The sequence below is a fragment of the Planococcus sp. S3-L1 genome (assembly GCF_030063085.1).
GTDB classification, from domain to species: domain Bacteria; phylum Bacillota; class Bacilli; order Bacillales_A; family Planococcaceae; genus Planococcus; species Planococcus kocurii.
In genome coordinates, this window is record NZ_JASISN010000028.1 from 1 (window position 1) to 14,493 (window position 14,493).

Consider the following 14,493-nt stretch of genomic DNA (forward strand, 5'->3'; position numbering starts at 1 on the left):
TTTCGTCTAAATGAAAAAGAGTTTCTTCCATTAGTGTCTTCATCTTGTTCAGCGACCTTTCAAGTTTTTGGTATTCCTATACCCGGAAACCAATAAAAAGAAGCATCACCAAAAAAGCGTAAGAACCTTTTTTGAATGTAATTTATTAGTAAATAAGTTACATTCAGATTTAGTATAGTAAGGGGGAAAGTAAACCGTGGATCAGACAAAAAAGAGAAAAATGAACTTTGGGAGTGGGGAAAAGCGCTCTTTGTTGCTTTAGCAGTCGCTGGACTCATTCGTTTTTTCTTATTCGCCCCAGTTGTTGTCGATGGAGAATCAATGATGCCGACACTTGAAAATGAGGATCGAATGTTGGTGAACAAAATTGGTTATTTCATCGGAGAACCTGAAAGATCCGATATTGTGGTGTTTCATGCGACAAAAGACAAAGATTATATTAAACGAGTAATTGGCGTTCCGGGAGATTATGTAGCCTACGAGAATGATCAGCTGTACATAAATGGGGAAGCTCAAGCTGAACCGTATTTATCTTCTCTTAAGGAGCAATATAACTTGGGAAGTGGGACGCTAACAGAAGATTTTACACTTGCAGGACTTACAGAACTGGACAAGATTCCTAAAGGTTATGTCTTCGTTTTAGGCGATAATCGTCGAAATAGCACCGATAGTCGAATTATTGGTCTCGTGCCGATAACGAATATAACCGGTAGCACCAATTATGTCTTTTGGCCATTGAATGAAATGGGCTTTGTGGAATAATATACTCTAGAAACGAATATGCCTATTCTTCGTTTTGTTTACTCAAAATAAATTCAAACTGTCTTAGCCGTTTAGAATTTAAACGGCTTTTTTTTACCATGGAATTCTTATACATGAACGAAAAGATGTAACTTTTTTAGGAAGAGGCAATGGAATTTGTCATTCATAAATATATATCTTGTGTCAAAGCCATCGTCTATAAAACGACTTTATCCAAATGGGAATAAACTATGAAGGAAAATTAGTCTGATATGCAGATTTGGTCAGTATTAAGGATTATATGGCGGAGTTAGGTATTGCAATAGGGGAGAGTGAATTATGGGGAAAAGGAACTGGTTATAACTCTTCCAAGTATATGATGAAATTTGCAGCAGATCCGTTAGGAATTAAGATGATTAAAGCAGAAACAAACAAAGCGAATTTGCGTTCATGAAAAAACTAGAAAATCATTTTAGCAAAGAAATCACTCAGCAATACTTCTAGCAAACTATTTTTTCAAGTATAGATGAAGCTAATTGTCTTTTTGCTGAATTAGAAATTCCTAAAAAAGATAGTATTCTTTTAGGGGTTTCCATGGGCGGTTTTATTGCAAATGGAATATATGCGAATAATCCAGAGATAGCTGGTTTAATCAACATCAATGGTTCTGGCTCTTTTCTTTTATCCGAGATAATTTTTAGAGAAATCGATAGCCGTCCTCCATTATCATCCGAAGAAATAGAAAAATTGATTTCTTACGACCCAATGACGAAGACCAAAGCTTTCTCTCCTATGTTGTTAATGCATGGTGAGGAAGATACGGTCGTTTCAATTAAAGGACAGGAAGACTATTATGCTTATTTGTCAGGCGGAACTGAAGCAACTGATATAAAGTTTCTGAAATATGAAAGCATCAATCATACAATTTCTGAAGAAATGACTGAAGATTTAATTTGATGGTTGGAAGAAAATTTTAAGCGCTAACTCATACTTTCCCTCAATGGGTGCACTTTTAAGAAACATTTTGTTTTTGAAGATACAAACCACCATTTCTTGATGACATTTGAGAGAATTCATGTTTATGAAAAATTTGTGAATTAGCGAAAGTAGGGTGAAGTTTTGAGAGAAGTTAGAGTTTTGCCATATGATGAACAGTGGGTATCCTTATTTGTCAAAGAGGCAACTAAGTTAAAGGGAATGTTAGGCGAAGAGATTGTTTCGATTCATCATTTTGGCAGTACATCCATTCCAGGATTACAAGCTAAGCCGGTCATAGATATATTAGCTATAGTCAAAGAAATCACTTTAGTAGATACCTATACTAATCAATTAGAAGGCTTAGGATACGAAGGAAAAGGCGAAAATGGAATTCCAGGACGCAGGTATTTTCAAAAAGGCGGAGATGAACGGACGCATCATCTCCATATTTATCAGATCGGAAGTCTTGAAATTGAAAGACATTTAGCATTTCGTGACTATCTTCGCACTCATTCGGTTGCTAGGAAAGAATATGGAAAATTAAAAAGCCGTTTGAGTCAGAAGTTTCCGTACGACATCGAATCCTATATCCAAGGAAAAGAGCAACTGGCTTTAAAAATTCAAAAAGAAGCTTTAGAATGGCATTCAAAAAAGCCAACAATAAGCCTAAAAGAAGAAGAATGGAAGATTTTATTCAAGAGTTAGCAAAAAGAATAAAAGAGACGGATAAAAATTATTATCTGAATATCCGGTCATGGTGCTGCAGAGAAAAAGACGTTTGCCAATAGGCTTATAAACCTGTTGGATAAAAGCAAAATCAAATATGTAAACACAGACACATACATGATAGGTTCAAAGATCCGTAATCATTCAAGAATCGATTATACCTATCAAAACGAAAATCATTTGTATAGGATGACAGCTTGTCACCCCTCTGCGCACCCGTTAACATCCTTAGAAAGAGATGTTCAGATGATTCGTAATGGGATGGATTTCTACACAATTGTTTGGCGAAGATAGAAAGCTTGCTGGGATGAAAAAAAGTGATAACCAAACCTTATTTGCTAATTTGTTGGCTATTAAAAATATAATTAAATTTAATTCTAATTTTGCGATTGAGGATTGGAATGTATTTTTGAAAGAATTAGAGTTAAAAATCACAAATTCTGTGGCGATTAACACCTTATACAAAATGGGATTCCCTGAAAACTGGATGGAATGTTTAGAAATTAAACGCTAATCGATATAACGTATCTCTTACATAAATTCCTTACTCAGGAAATTTTGTTCGCAAACGTATATGGAAATAAAAGAACGTTCGTAAAGTGGTTTGATACTTTTACGAACGCTTTTATTTCCAGAATTATCTAGAAACTGTGTTAAGTTTAAAGTATATTTAAGATAAGAATTTCGATTCTATTCAAAAATTTAAAAAAGTCAATAAGTCTTTACAAGATAGAAAAGAAGTTTAGGGGGCAAAGAGGTGAATTTGAATGCAAATTAGATGCTGTAAAATTACATTTACTTTCTCTAAAATTTGTCTTAAGCAAATCATTTAAAAATAATATAATTAAAATTAGAGGTGATTTTTATGGAGAACGAACAAAAGGAAATTAAAGTAGTGATTGGCGCTGGTGATTACAATAACAATCCTGAGTGGATTCATACCCAGGAAGAAGAACTAAATTTACTAGATAAAACTACTTGGGAAAATAAATTTAAAGAGGGGTCTATAACAGCTGTTTTGGTTGAACATGTGTGGGAACACCTTACATATGAGGAAGGGATAGAAGCTGCAAGGATTTGTCATGCATACCTAAAACCTAATGGTTATATTCGTTGTGCCGTTCCAGACGGATACTTTCCTGATGAAGCATATCAAAATATAGTTCAAATCGGTGGACCTGGTCCCAAAGAACATCCAGCTGCTAGCCACAAAATTATTTATAACTACAAAACGCTAACATCTGTATTTGAAAGTGCCGGCTATGAAGTGAAACTCCTTGAGTATTTCAATGAATCGGGTCATTTTCATTTCAAGGAATGGCAGCAGGAGGATGGTGTTGTCTTTCGTTCAAAAAAAGTTGACCCTAGAAATCAAGGGGATAAAATCATGTTCCCTTCACTAATAATCGACGCAACTAAGCGATGATTTACTGAACCTGAATGTAACTTAATGTGAATTAAGTTACATTCAAAACCGAAACTTTACAGCATTTTTGATTTGAAGTTTAGAAGTGGAGGTTACGAAGATTGAAACGAAGTGGTCAAGAACTCGAAGAGAAATTAATGGCTACTCACTATATTGATTCAGAATTAAAGGGTTTAAACTATGATCATACCAAGCATTTAGTGACAATGAAATATATGGGTTTAAGCGATGTTGAGGGCGAAGAAAGAGAGTATACGGTTCTGTTTAAAGAATGTTTTTCAACCATCTTCAATAATTGGCTGGAAGGGGCAAAAGGAGATATTCCACAATCCCCGAATGACTTAGCTTTCTATTTTCATGACATCTCAATTAGAGAAATTTTAGTAGAAGACGTCCATCTTTATCAAGTTAAAATGGTTATTCCTATGATGGATTGTCAGATTACCTGTAAATCAATTGAGATATGTTAGAAGTCGAGAACGAATGTAACTTAATAGCAAGTAAGTTACATTCAAAATGTCACTATATCTTAGGAAAAGAGAGAAAAAAATGAAAAAAGATTTTTTGAAACAAGAGAAATGGACGATAACGCTTTTTCTTCTTGCAATGACAATTGGATATGTTTCAAGCTTGATCTTGATTGGTGGTCCTGTTACCTATTCAGCACCTATTGGATCATTAATAGGATTTCTTCTGTTTGAATCATGGAATTACAGGCGTTTTAAAAAAGAATGGCAAAGCGAGAAATATAGCAATACTTTCAGGGGATATTAATTCCTTCAAAATAAATAGAAAATGGTGAATAAAAATGATAATAGATGTTGGTGCAGAAAGTCTCTGGGAAATTTTGAAGTCAATTTTTGGGGGAATAAAATATAGTTTTCTTTCTAAAGACCAGAAAATCGAATTTAACTTAAACCAACTTCAAAAAAAATATTGGTTCGAACAACTTGTTTTAGAATCTCCATCTCTTATTCAATTGATTAAAAATGATAACGAACTAAAAACCTATTTGATTTCTAGAAGAAAACTACAAAAGTTGTTACATAATTCAACCGCACGTAAAAATTTTAAGGAAATGATTAGTCAAAAGTTATAAAAGGAAGGTTGATTAATCGATTTGAATGTAACTTAATGGTAAGTAAGTTACATTCAAAACACCGATTTTATGCGCTTTGTTAGAAAATCCAGCGAAACCAATTTCAAACGAAAATATGATACATTCAAAAGGCGGTGCCATAAGATTTGAAAACTCGAATTTCAATAGAATTTGGGTTTACCTATCAAGCCTTATAAAAAGAAAAAAAGCTTGTAAATCCAGTGTTGGGCGTATTTAAGCCGTTATTAACCAGCTTCGTATTTGCAACGAAACGTTTGTTTTTTATGAAGTGATTCCATACACACTACGTAATTGGAGGCAGGATGCTTGTGATTAACATAAACATCCAAAAATTATGAAGGTAACCGAAAAACAAAAAACAATTTTTGTTTTAGTGCTAGCAACCCTTGTCTTTATTAACTCCATTATAGGAGTCATCCAGCAAATAGCATTTTCATGGTTTTTGCTTATTTACAGCTTGTCACTTATTCTCTATATTATCTTCCCATTAAAGAGCTGGAATGACCCCGAGTAATGGAGGAAATATTTTTCCCATTTATTAGCGGAAGGTATTTCTTTATTTTCTTGACGAGTATTGAAATGGCTTATTAGGTTTACATGTCGCAGCTTATCGGAAGAAACTTAGCAATGAGTTTCTTCCTTTTCTTTTGTTCGCGGAAGCGTACTTTTACGAACGCTTTGTTTTTAGAACATTTTGTATTTAGTGCTTAAAATCTCTTTATCATAAAATGTAAAAATGGTAATATAAGTATAATAATTAATCTAATTAGGGAGGAGATATTGGATTGAAAGAGATGGATAGTATTTTGAAGACAAAATTTTTTATAGTAATTAGTTTGTTAGTTATATTCTTATCAGCTTGTTCAGAGGGAACTGCAACAACGGATGATTCAGCAGAATCAACAACAAAGGCAGAAATGATTACAGCCATTTAATAGAACCACTTGTGCCACGTTTTAGAACCACCCAGGACACAAAACAGAACCACTTGAGACACGAGAGAACCACTCCTATATAATGAGTTTGCGGAATATTCCGCAAATAAATTGCGTAGGAGGTTTTTTATGGTCAAATATCGGGAGATTCTCAGATTGGATTCTCAAGATGTGACGAAACGGGGAATCGCATCCAGCTGTAGGTGCTCGAGGAATACGATTACCGAGGTGCTGGAGAAGGCAAAAGAGAAAGGGATTTCTTGGCCTTTGCCGGAAGAGGTGGGAGATAGAGAGCTACAAAAACTCCTCTTTCCGGAGAAGCATGCCACTGATGAACGGTATCTACCGGATATGGACTACGTCCATAGAGAAATGGCGAAAAATGGAGTCACTTTGTCTCTACTTTGGCATGAATATGTGCTCGTAAGCCGGAACGGAAATACGATCCCCTACAGCTATCGCCAGTTTTGTAGGGCGTACAATCAGTTTGCCGTTTCGACCAAAGCGACCATGCGAATCAAAAGAAAACCGGCTGAATCCCTTGAAGTCGACTGGGCCGGATCATCCATGGAAGTTAAGGATCAGGAGACGGGTGAAATTCATCAGGTTTATCTCTTTGCGGCAACATTGCCCTGCAGTTCCTACTCGTATGTAGAAGGCTTCTATTCGATGGATTCGCTGAGTTGGATTACGGGGCATATCCATGCCTTTGAATTCATCGGGGGTGTCACGCGGACCGTGGTGCCCGATAATCTGAAGACAGGAGTTGAAAAGCCCTCTCCTACCGAACCAATCATCAATCGCACTTATCAGGAGTTGGCCGAACATTACGAGACGGTCATCCTGCCGGCGCGGGTTCGGAAGCCGAAGGATAAGCCAAGTGTAGAAGGCACCGTCGGCATCATCACCACCTGGATTATCGCGTCACTGAGGAATCAGGCTTTCTTTTCGCTCCATGAATTGAATGAAGCCGTCCGGCTTAAGTTGAAAGAATTTAATCAGAAAGAATTTCAAAAGAAAAAAGGAAGCCGACTGACAGCCTTTTTGGAAGAAGAGAAGTTCGCGCTTCTCCCTCTTCCGGCTTCCCAATACGAGATGGCTCACTGGAAAAAAGCCATTGTACAGTTAGATTATCATATTTCGGAAGACAAGATGTATTATTCCGTACCTTACGAGTACATCAAGCATGTGGTGGAAATCCGCGTCACACGAACGATGGTGGAGGTGTTCTTTAAGCATTTCCGAATCGCCTCCCATAAACGACTTTTCGGAAAAGAAGGGCAAACTGAAACCACTTTCGATCACTTGCCTCCCAAACATCAGCAGTTTGTGACGTTTACGCCTGCACATTTCATCGAGTGGGGAGCGTCCATCGGACCCTCTACGGAAAAAGCTATCAGAACGATCTTACAAAATGGGACAAATGAAAAACAGGCGTTAAAGCTGTGTCTGGCGATTTCCAAACTTGGAACGCAATACAGCGAGCAAGAACTGGAAGTCGCTTGTGAAAAATCATTGTCCTTCTCACCGAGGATGAGCTTGAATACGATTAAGACGATTCTAAAGACTGAGCGTGACGTCATCACTGCCAGTCCATCCAGAAATAAAAACATCAGCCTTTCAAAAGAGCACGGGTTTGTCAGAGGGGCCGATTATTATGGGAGGAAAAATAAATGACCATTGAATCCACCATTACCAAACTGAATGAAATGCGCTTGAGTGCCATCGCGGACACGTATTACAGCCAGATGAACGACCCCCAATACAAAGAATTATCCTTTGAGGATCGTTTCAATTTATTAATCGACAGTGAATACATCCGCAGAAAGAACACCAAACTGGAACGGCTGATCCGGCAGGCGAATTTGCGCATGCCAGACGCTTGCATCGAAGACCTCCAGTATCACGAAGACCGAAAGCTGGATCGAACCACTATCCTGCGCTTGGCCAGCTGCAATTATATCGGCGACAAGCAGAATGTCATCATCAAGGGCGCTTCTGGAAATGGAAAATCCTATCTGGGATGTGCATTGGGTGTGAGTGCCTGCAGGACGGGTTATAGCGCCAAGTATATTCGGCTGCCGGATCTGTTAGATGAGCTTGCCCTTGCGCGTTTGAATGGAACTTACCAAAAAACCATGAAAGCTTACCGGAAGGTAAACTTATTGATTTTAGATGAGTGGATGCTTGTCTCCTTGACAGAAAATGAGGCACGAGATGTCTTGGAAATCGTTGAGGCCAGGTATCAGAACGCATCCACCATCTTCTGTTCTCAGTTTAAACCAGGCGGTTGGTATGAACAAATTGGCGAAGCAACATTGGCCGATGCGATTCTAGATCGGGTAATTCATAGTTCACATTCCATTTTCATTGACGGAAAGATTTCCATGCGTGAAAGACTGGGGATTCACTCATAAGAATAAAAAGGCCGCCCGAGGGCGGCTTTTTTATTCTTATGAGTGGTTCTCTGATGTCCGAATTGGTTCTCAAACGTGTCCGCCTTGGTTCTATTTTATGGCACGACTGGTTCTCGAGCTTGTCCTTCTTCAGAAATGGCCCAAGAAGAATTGAACGAGCAAGTCCCACTGATCGAGCCCACTATAATGAAAGTTGGCAAGCAGAAGTTTGAGGTATTTTCGTATTATCAAGCATTCAACCACTACGTAGAGTCGGCAAAGAAAGATCCAACTTCGCTTGATGAAACCTATGCCCAGGCAGTCACGCAGCCATTTCGGAGAAACGCTTTCGAAGACGGGAAGGGCATCGAGTATATGAGTTACTGGTTTTTCACGCCGCCCCAAGATATTATTCCATTGCAGAGCGAACTTCAAGCATTATCGGATCGAGAAAATTCCTTGCATGCAGCAATTAAAGCGTCATTAGAAAAGTCGGCTGAAAAATTACCAGGCAGTGATAAAACCGTACATATCTTTCCGGCTAATCCAGCATATACACATGGGAAAACTCAAGAATTAAATATTCCAGGCGTTGCATTGGATCAGGATGTAATGGTTCTATTTGTCACTTCAACGCTTCTAGAAGAAGACATACAGCACATCGTTTCCCATGAGTATTTTCATATGATTGATATGGAAAAAGGGACAGGGGAAAGTTCGGCTTCTACAACAACTTTGCTTGAATCTGCAGTGATGGAAGGAAAAGCTGAAGCTTTTGCGAGGATGAACTACCCTGAAACGAAACAAAATTGGATATTGAATGCAGATGAAAAGATTACAGAAGAAACCAAAGCACTGTTCTTAAAAGGAAAAGATTCTGTGGAGATCGAAATTTGGAATAATTTTTATTATGGAAATGCGGTTACCGAAGTACCGTCCTTTGCTAGTCATATAATTGGATATGACATTATGCAAAGATTTTTAGAGAATCACCCTGGAATGCCGGTTGAGGAATGGCTTGAACTAACTGCCGAGGAAATTTTGGCAGGCAGTGATTATTAAGTGAGTAATTAGAGAGACTTAAACTAGCTGGGTAAGAGGAAATATTTCTAATCGAAGAGTTTACATATCGCAGCTTATCGGAAGGCAAGAAGTTCAAGTATGAACTCCTTGCCTTTTAGTTTGAGAAAGTGTACTTTTACGAACGGTTATTTTCAGCTTATATTTTTACTATGGAATTTTATGTTAATATTAATATATAACAATTTCAGAAAATATAATTAAATTCAAGGAGAAGCTGTATAATGACTTTACTATATAACACTGCTGCAATAGAAGCATCAGAATTGAAAAAATTCCTGAAAGATTTAAAGGTTGGAGAAAAGAATTGGGAGAAGGAGAATGAGCTTTTTCTTATAAATTCAATGATTGAACATATCGGTTCCACAGACAGTGAATTTCGGGACACCTTGATCTATGGCACTTTTTGCAAGTTGACGCGGGACAAACAGCTGAATCATCAGTTGTTAATCGACATGCTGGATTTATGTTTGAGTGACACAATGCTATTCAAAGGCATAGGTGAAATTGAAACCGATACCGTGTTCACTAGATCTTTTACAACATTATTAATAACGCTTATTTTATATAGAGACAATGAAGAAGGTTTTCTTTCTTCTAATACGGTCTTAGAAATAAAAGATAAGCTGATAGCTTATATCAACCTTGAACATGATTTGCGGGGATTTGTTGCAGGAAAAGGATGGGCCCACAGTATTGCTCATGTCGCGGATGCATTTGATGAATTAGTTAAGAACGAGAACATCACCTCAGACTTGTACTTAGAGATACTTAATCCACTCTGGGATAAGGTATTTGTGTCTGATGCTTTCTATATCCATGACGAAGATGAAAGAATTTTAGTACCAATCCTGGAAATGCTGAATAGAGGATTGGAGGCTGAGGCGATTGAAGACTTGGTGCAGAATATTCATCCTAAACTGGAAAAACAGAAAAGCCAGATTGATGAAGAGAACTATTGGATTCTATATGCCAACTGCAAAAAATTCCTAAAAAGCTTCTATTTGCAGATCGACAATCGTACTAGCCTGACATCTCTTAAGCCCATCATCAAAAAAACTATCTTGTCTATGTAAGGCACATAGGATAAAGATAAGAATAAGTAGTTTACATATCATGAATTATCGGAAGTAGCAACAGATCTTAGGTAAACGAAGCTGGGCATTAGCAGGCTCCGTCGCTTGGACATCGAGCAGCAGTTTTGCAAAAGTAGGACATTTAAAAAAAGCTGGAAGAATATTGGGGGTGCCTGCAAACAAAGTAGACGGAAGACCAGCTACTCTATACAAAAAGTAGGACCGAGATGGAAATTTTCTGAAGTGGGGAATTACTAAACATGCAGATCCAAACAAAAGGTACTCGAAAAAGCAGAGAAATGGTGGTAACGTTTTAACAGTAAAACGAGGTCCAAGGAATAAAATGATTAGACTTGAAAGAAGATTAGTTGAAAGGTATCTCGGACCTGAGAACAAAGAAAGAAGGGCAGGTAAAAGGAAAAGGAAGAGGTAAAAAAATGAATAATAAACCAGATTATTATTTGACAATGGGTTCAGAATTGGGCGATCCTACTTTAGGCAAAGTTTTACTACCTCATGTTATTGAATTAAATCGATTGTTAGGTACGTACTGCAACAAAATTTATTGCTCAGAACTTGAGGAGATAGCTCTTACTCTAAGAGTAGGAGGAGAAATATGGATTATTGATTTTGAAGGTTGCAAAAATATGTGGTTAAGTAAGAAAAAGAAATATATCGCTTTGGAAATCGGCATGCCACCTGAAAAATGGAGGAACAAATCCAGTGAAGAATTGCGAGAATTTATCATGTTTTACTTCTCAGAGGCACTAGAGATGATCGTTAAAAGAATCCGCAAGGAAAAATGGGATATCAAAGAGATAGAATTAAAGCATGACTTCAGTATAGTAAGAAAGATGTTTCTTAACAAAAGCATAGAATAATTGGTAGATAAACCATGGTTGAGGGGAATTATAAAGGAACTCATCCATGGTTTTTCTTTTCTTCTAAATTCCAAACTCTACCGGAAAATATTACGTTAAAAATAAAGTTCTCAATTAAAAGGATTTTTAGGCATAAAAAATTGGCAAATCCAAAAGATATAAGACTCTGCCAAAGTAATTTCAGATGTCATTATACAATTTTATATGTTTGCAAAATATCAATTTAACGAATAAAGATGAATTTAATTTAGTTTACATATCGCAGCTTATCGGAAGATATTTTTATTGCAAAGGAGAGAAGAGTCTGTAACTAGCACATCTTGTCTCCTGTTTTCTTGTGAATTCAATCTTTTACGAAGGGTTATTTGAAATATATTAATAGGCTTAACTATTTTCCCTAACTCACTTGATACTTTTATATACCTGCTATTAGAAAAAGAATGAAAGCTGTAGTTCTGATCATCTTTTGTATAGCTCTACTAATTTTTTACCGTCGGTTTCACCAAAGATAGTAGTGAGTGGAACTAAATTGACAAAAACATTTAAGTAAGATACGAATATGAAGCTATCTAAATAATGACGGAAAACGCCGAACTCATATCCAGTGGTCACATCCAGAACCAGTGCGCAAATTAAGTTAAATAGTACTCCACCTAAAAAGAAGAAGGTCTTTTGAGTTATGCTCATCCAGTTGATCGTATTTGCGACGACTCTTCCGCCGGCGAAATAAGCATTTCTGATATTGAAGTTGTTCTTTTTCCATAGAATTTTACCATTCCCAATACTGAACTCATTGATCTTTCCACCAAATAGCTTAAGAAAAAAGGCATGTCCGGTCTCATGAATAAATGCAACAAAAGGAAAAATAAACAAACCAATGATAATGAAGTTAACTAAGAAATTCATATTTTATCTCCTTTTTCTCTAGATAAGCATTGAACCAATCCAACGATTGCTAGTTTGACCTTTCGTACGCATATGTAAATTGATAACATGATACAAATACGTATAACTAGAGAGTTGGTTTCACTAATTGCTTAGTTAGCTTACTGTAATTTCATTAAAGACAGCACAAACAGTTTATCGGAAGTAGCAGCTATTTTACCGGTAAAGTAAAAAGAAGAGGAGACTGACATTGAATCAAACAGTTAAACAAAATTGGAATTTAGATTCTTTATACGAAGGCGGAAGCCAATCAGTAGAGCTAGGAAAACTCATAAATCGCTTGACGGAGAATCTTCATATCTTAAGTAAGAATTTCGAAGCTCAAGAAGCAGCAATAGAAAAAAAGGAATTTCAAAAAATTCTCGATATTGTTTACCAGTTTCAATCTATGCTGAGTGAATGGGAGGAATTGGATGAGTTCTTGACTTGTGTGTATGCCGAGAACGTGAAAGACAGTGCAACGTTCGTTCTTATGGACCAAAGTGCTAATATCAAAGTAAAGTTGGATTCCGTAAAAATCAGCTTAGACTACGTTCTTGCTGCGATTCCCGAAGATGAATGGACTGAATTTATCAATTTGGAAGCAGTGGAACCCATTTCGTTTTATTTAGAAAAACAGAGACAGGCAGTTCATGACCAGCTCCCTGCTGAAATGGAAAGACTCATCAGCGTTTTATCCGTTAACGGAATAAAGGGATGGGAAGAGCAACACCAACTGATGCTATCGCAATTGAGAGTTTCCATAAAAATAGATGGGAAGATAACAGAGGTATCGATTGGCCAAGCCTTAAATCATGCGATTTATTCAAAGAATCAGGATTTACGCCAACATGCGATTCAAGGAATAAAAGTGGCTTGTGAAGGTGAAGCTGCCTCTTTTGCTTCCGTATGGAATCGAATTGCCGGTTCTCGGTTAGACATATATGAACAGCGTGGCTGGACCAATCAATTAAAAGAAGCAGTTGAACAAAATGATTTAGACGAAAAGACCATTCATACTGTACTAGCTTCAATTGATCAGAATAAGAAAACTTATCAAGCCTATATTCAGCGAAAACTGCAATTCAGTCAGACTAAAAAAACGAGTTGGTTTGATTTAGTTGCCCCCGTATTCGCTCCTGTCGAGAAAGTGTCTTATGCTGAAGCGAGGAGCTTAATCCTTAAGCAATTTTATCGGTTCAATGAAAAGTTAGGTCATTTTGCGGAAATGGCGTTTGAAGCAGGCTGGATCGAAACTGAAAATCGACCCAACAAGGCAGAAGGTGGGTTTTGTGCATCCATGCCGTTGGCAAAAGAAAGCCGAATATTTTTCACTTATCGAGAAACTTATCAGGATATCGTAACCCTAGCCCACGAATTAGGTCATGCTTACCATAACTTTATCCTTCATGAGGAACCGGCTCTTGCCCAACGGAAAGGAACAAGCGTCGATGAAACAGCTTCTACTTTCATGGAAAACCTGGTATTGGATGCTGTTATTAATCAGACCACCAATGAATTGGAAAAACTGGCTCTTCTCGAAATAAAAATCAAAAATGGTTTGATGTACGTTGGAACCGTACCCAATATGTTCCGGTTTGAACAGGCCTTTTATGAAAAAAGAAAAAATGGTCCATTGAATATAGAGGAAATAAAATTACTGCTGAGCGAAGCAGAAAATTCCTTTTATGAAGGAGAAATTGAAGAATTGGCACTTTATAAGTGGATGTATACGGTTCATTTTTATGACGCTGAAAAACCATTCTATAATATTCCTTACACTATCGGTTATTTGTTCAGCAATGGCATTTATGAATTGGCAAAATTAGAGCCTAGTGGATTTAACGAACGATATGACGAACTATTGCGCAACTCGGGAAGAAAGACAGTGAAACAACTGGCACAAACCTTTTTAGGGAGAGATGTATCAATGAGCGAATTTTGGAATGCCTCCCAGCAGTCGTTAATTGGAGCTATAAAAGAATACTTGAGACTGACTGAACAGTATTGTAACGAAAGTAACTAATATCTTTGTTGCATCAAATAGGTTTTAATTACCATAAAATGTATTTAAAGTTAATGTGAGGAATGGTGAAAGCAGCTTCATTGACATATGACCAATTATCGGAAGAAGAGGCTCAAACCTGAGTCTCTTTTTGTTTTGAAAAGTGAACTTTTAGGAACGCTTTATTTCTATAAGCTGTTTTTCT

Annotated in this window: 17 protein-coding genes; 16 read left to right on the forward strand and 1 reads right to left on the reverse strand. The window is 37.1% G+C overall.

Features of this window, described 5'->3' with window-relative positions:
* Nucleotides 1–174: 174 nt before the first annotated feature.
* The 15 genes from lepB to QMF37_RS16915 all read left to right on the forward strand — a co-directional run bounded on the left by lepB (nucleotide 175) and on the right by QMF37_RS16915 (nucleotide 11,359).
* A complete protein-coding gene (lepB, locus tag QMF37_RS16850) occupies nucleotides 175–762 on the forward strand; it encodes a signal peptidase I (protein WP_283478978.1) in 588 nt (195 codons plus the stop codon).
* 280 nt (nucleotides 763–1,042) lie between these two features.
* Nucleotides 1,043–1,195 (forward strand): GNAT family N-acetyltransferase, encoded by a 153-nt coding sequence (locus tag QMF37_RS18330; protein WP_481861842.1) that lies wholly within the window; start codon nucleotides 1,043–1,045, stop codon nucleotides 1,193–1,195.
* Nucleotides 1,196–1,317: 122 nt separating this feature from the next.
* Entirely contained in the window at nucleotides 1,318–1,698 is a 381-nt protein-coding gene (locus QMF37_RS16855; protein WP_283478980.1) for an alpha/beta hydrolase family protein, read from the forward strand.
* Between the two features lie 162 nt (nucleotides 1,699–1,860).
* The gene (locus QMF37_RS16860; RefSeq protein ID WP_283478941.1) at nucleotides 1,861–2,424 is read left to right on the forward strand and encodes a GrpB family protein; all 564 of its coding nucleotides are present in this window, start codon (nucleotides 1,861–1,863) and stop codon (nucleotides 2,422–2,424) included.
* Between the two features lie 277 nt (nucleotides 2,425–2,701).
* On the forward strand, nucleotides 2,702–2,959 hold the full coding sequence (locus tag QMF37_RS16865; RefSeq protein WP_283478942.1) for a hypothetical protein: 258 nt from the start codon (nucleotides 2,702–2,704) through the stop codon (nucleotides 2,957–2,959).
* Nucleotides 2,960–3,310: 351 nt separating this feature from the next.
* Nucleotides 3,311–3,871 (forward strand): class I SAM-dependent methyltransferase, encoded by a 561-nt coding sequence (locus QMF37_RS16870; protein ID WP_283478943.1) that lies wholly within the window; start codon nucleotides 3,311–3,313, stop codon nucleotides 3,869–3,871.
* 101 nt (nucleotides 3,872–3,972) lie between these two features.
* Nucleotides 3,973–4,341, forward strand: coding sequence for a hypothetical protein (locus tag QMF37_RS16875; RefSeq protein WP_283478945.1), 369 nt, complete (start codon nucleotides 3,973–3,975; stop codon nucleotides 4,339–4,341).
* Nucleotides 4,342–4,420: 79 nt separating this feature from the next.
* Nucleotides 4,421–4,645, forward strand: a complete 225-nt coding sequence (locus QMF37_RS16880; RefSeq protein ID WP_283478946.1) for a hypothetical protein — start codon at nucleotides 4,421–4,423, stop codon at nucleotides 4,643–4,645.
* A 34-nt stretch (nucleotides 4,646–4,679) separates the two neighbouring features.
* A complete protein-coding gene (locus tag QMF37_RS16885; RefSeq protein ID WP_283478948.1) occupies nucleotides 4,680–4,970 on the forward strand; it encodes a hypothetical protein in 291 nt (96 codons plus the stop codon).
* A gap of 806 nt (nucleotides 4,971–5,776) precedes the next feature.
* The gene (locus QMF37_RS16890; protein WP_283478949.1) at nucleotides 5,777–5,926 is read left to right on the forward strand and encodes a hypothetical protein; all 150 of its coding nucleotides are present in this window, start codon (nucleotides 5,777–5,779) and stop codon (nucleotides 5,924–5,926) included.
* Nucleotides 5,927–6,055: 129 nt separating this feature from the next.
* Nucleotides 6,056–7,603: an IS21 family transposase gene (istA, locus tag QMF37_RS16895; protein ID WP_283478951.1), complete on the forward strand. Its 1,548-nt coding sequence runs from the start codon at nucleotides 6,056–6,058 to the stop codon at nucleotides 7,601–7,603.
* The gene (istB, locus tag QMF37_RS16900) at nucleotides 7,600–8,343 is read left to right on the forward strand and encodes an IS21-like element helper ATPase IstB (RefSeq protein WP_283478952.1); all 744 of its coding nucleotides are present in this window, start codon (nucleotides 7,600–7,602) and stop codon (nucleotides 8,341–8,343) included. Before istA ends, istB begins: the two co-directional genes overlap by 4 nt.
* 186 nt (nucleotides 8,344–8,529) lie before the next feature.
* Nucleotides 8,530–9,384: a DUF2268 domain-containing putative Zn-dependent protease gene (locus QMF37_RS16905; RefSeq protein ID WP_283478953.1), complete on the forward strand. Its 855-nt coding sequence runs from the start codon at nucleotides 8,530–8,532 to the stop codon at nucleotides 9,382–9,384.
* A gap of 242 nt (nucleotides 9,385–9,626) precedes the next feature.
* Nucleotides 9,627–10,478: a DUF2785 domain-containing protein gene (locus QMF37_RS16910; RefSeq protein WP_283478954.1), complete on the forward strand. Its 852-nt coding sequence runs from the start codon at nucleotides 9,627–9,629 to the stop codon at nucleotides 10,476–10,478.
* Between the two features lie 437 nt (nucleotides 10,479–10,915).
* A complete protein-coding gene (locus tag QMF37_RS16915; protein ID WP_283478955.1) occupies nucleotides 10,916–11,359 on the forward strand; it encodes a hypothetical protein in 444 nt (147 codons plus the stop codon).
* A gap of 459 nt (nucleotides 11,360–11,818) precedes the next feature.
* Here the strand turns inward: QMF37_RS16915 and QMF37_RS16920 are convergent, their stop codons facing one another.
* Nucleotides 11,819–12,265 carry a site-2 protease family protein gene (locus tag QMF37_RS16920; RefSeq protein WP_283478957.1) on the reverse strand — a complete coding sequence of 149 codons (447 nt, stop codon included), beginning with the start codon at nucleotides 12,263–12,265 and terminating at the stop codon, nucleotides 11,819–11,821.
* Between the two features lie 229 nt (nucleotides 12,266–12,494).
* On the opposite strand from QMF37_RS16920, the gene QMF37_RS16925 reads away from it, so the two are divergent.
* Nucleotides 12,495–14,309 carry a M3 family oligoendopeptidase gene (locus QMF37_RS16925; protein WP_283478958.1) on the forward strand — a complete coding sequence of 605 codons (1,815 nt, stop codon included), beginning with the start codon at nucleotides 12,495–12,497 and terminating at the stop codon, nucleotides 14,307–14,309.
* The last annotated feature ends 184 nt before the right edge of the window (nucleotides 14,310–14,493 follow it).

Coding starts and splice junctions, on each gene's coding strand:
- QMF37_RS18330 (WP_481861842.1), top strand. CDS start 1,043: ATGGCGGAGTTAGGTATTGCAATAGGGGAGAGTGAATTATGGGGAAAA.
- QMF37_RS16865 (WP_283478942.1), top strand. CDS start 2,702: ATGGGATGGATTTCTACACAATTGTTTGGCGAAGATAGAAAGCTTGCT.
- QMF37_RS16870 (WP_283478943.1), top strand. CDS start 3,311: ATGGAGAACGAACAAAAGGAAATTAAAGTAGTGATTGGCGCTGGTGAT.
- QMF37_RS16880 (WP_283478946.1), top strand. CDS start 4,421: ATGAAAAAAGATTTTTTGAAACAAGAGAAATGGACGATAACGCTTTTT.
- QMF37_RS16885 (WP_283478948.1), top strand. CDS start 4,680: ATGATAATAGATGTTGGTGCAGAAAGTCTCTGGGAAATTTTGAAGTCA.
- istA (WP_283478951.1), top strand. CDS start 6,056: ATGGTCAAATATCGGGAGATTCTCAGATTGGATTCTCAAGATGTGACG.
- istB (WP_283478952.1), top strand. CDS start 7,600: ATGACCATTGAATCCACCATTACCAAACTGAATGAAATGCGCTTGAGT.
- QMF37_RS16905 (WP_283478953.1), top strand. CDS start 8,530: ATGAAAGTTGGCAAGCAGAAGTTTGAGGTATTTTCGTATTATCAAGCA.
- QMF37_RS16910 (WP_283478954.1), top strand. CDS start 9,627: ATGACTTTACTATATAACACTGCTGCAATAGAAGCATCAGAATTGAAA.
- QMF37_RS16915 (WP_283478955.1), top strand. CDS start 10,916: ATGAATAATAAACCAGATTATTATTTGACAATGGGTTCAGAATTGGGC.
- QMF37_RS16920 (WP_283478957.1), bottom strand. CDS start 12,265: ATGAATTTCTTAGTTAACTTCATTATCATTGGTTTGTTTATTTTTCCT.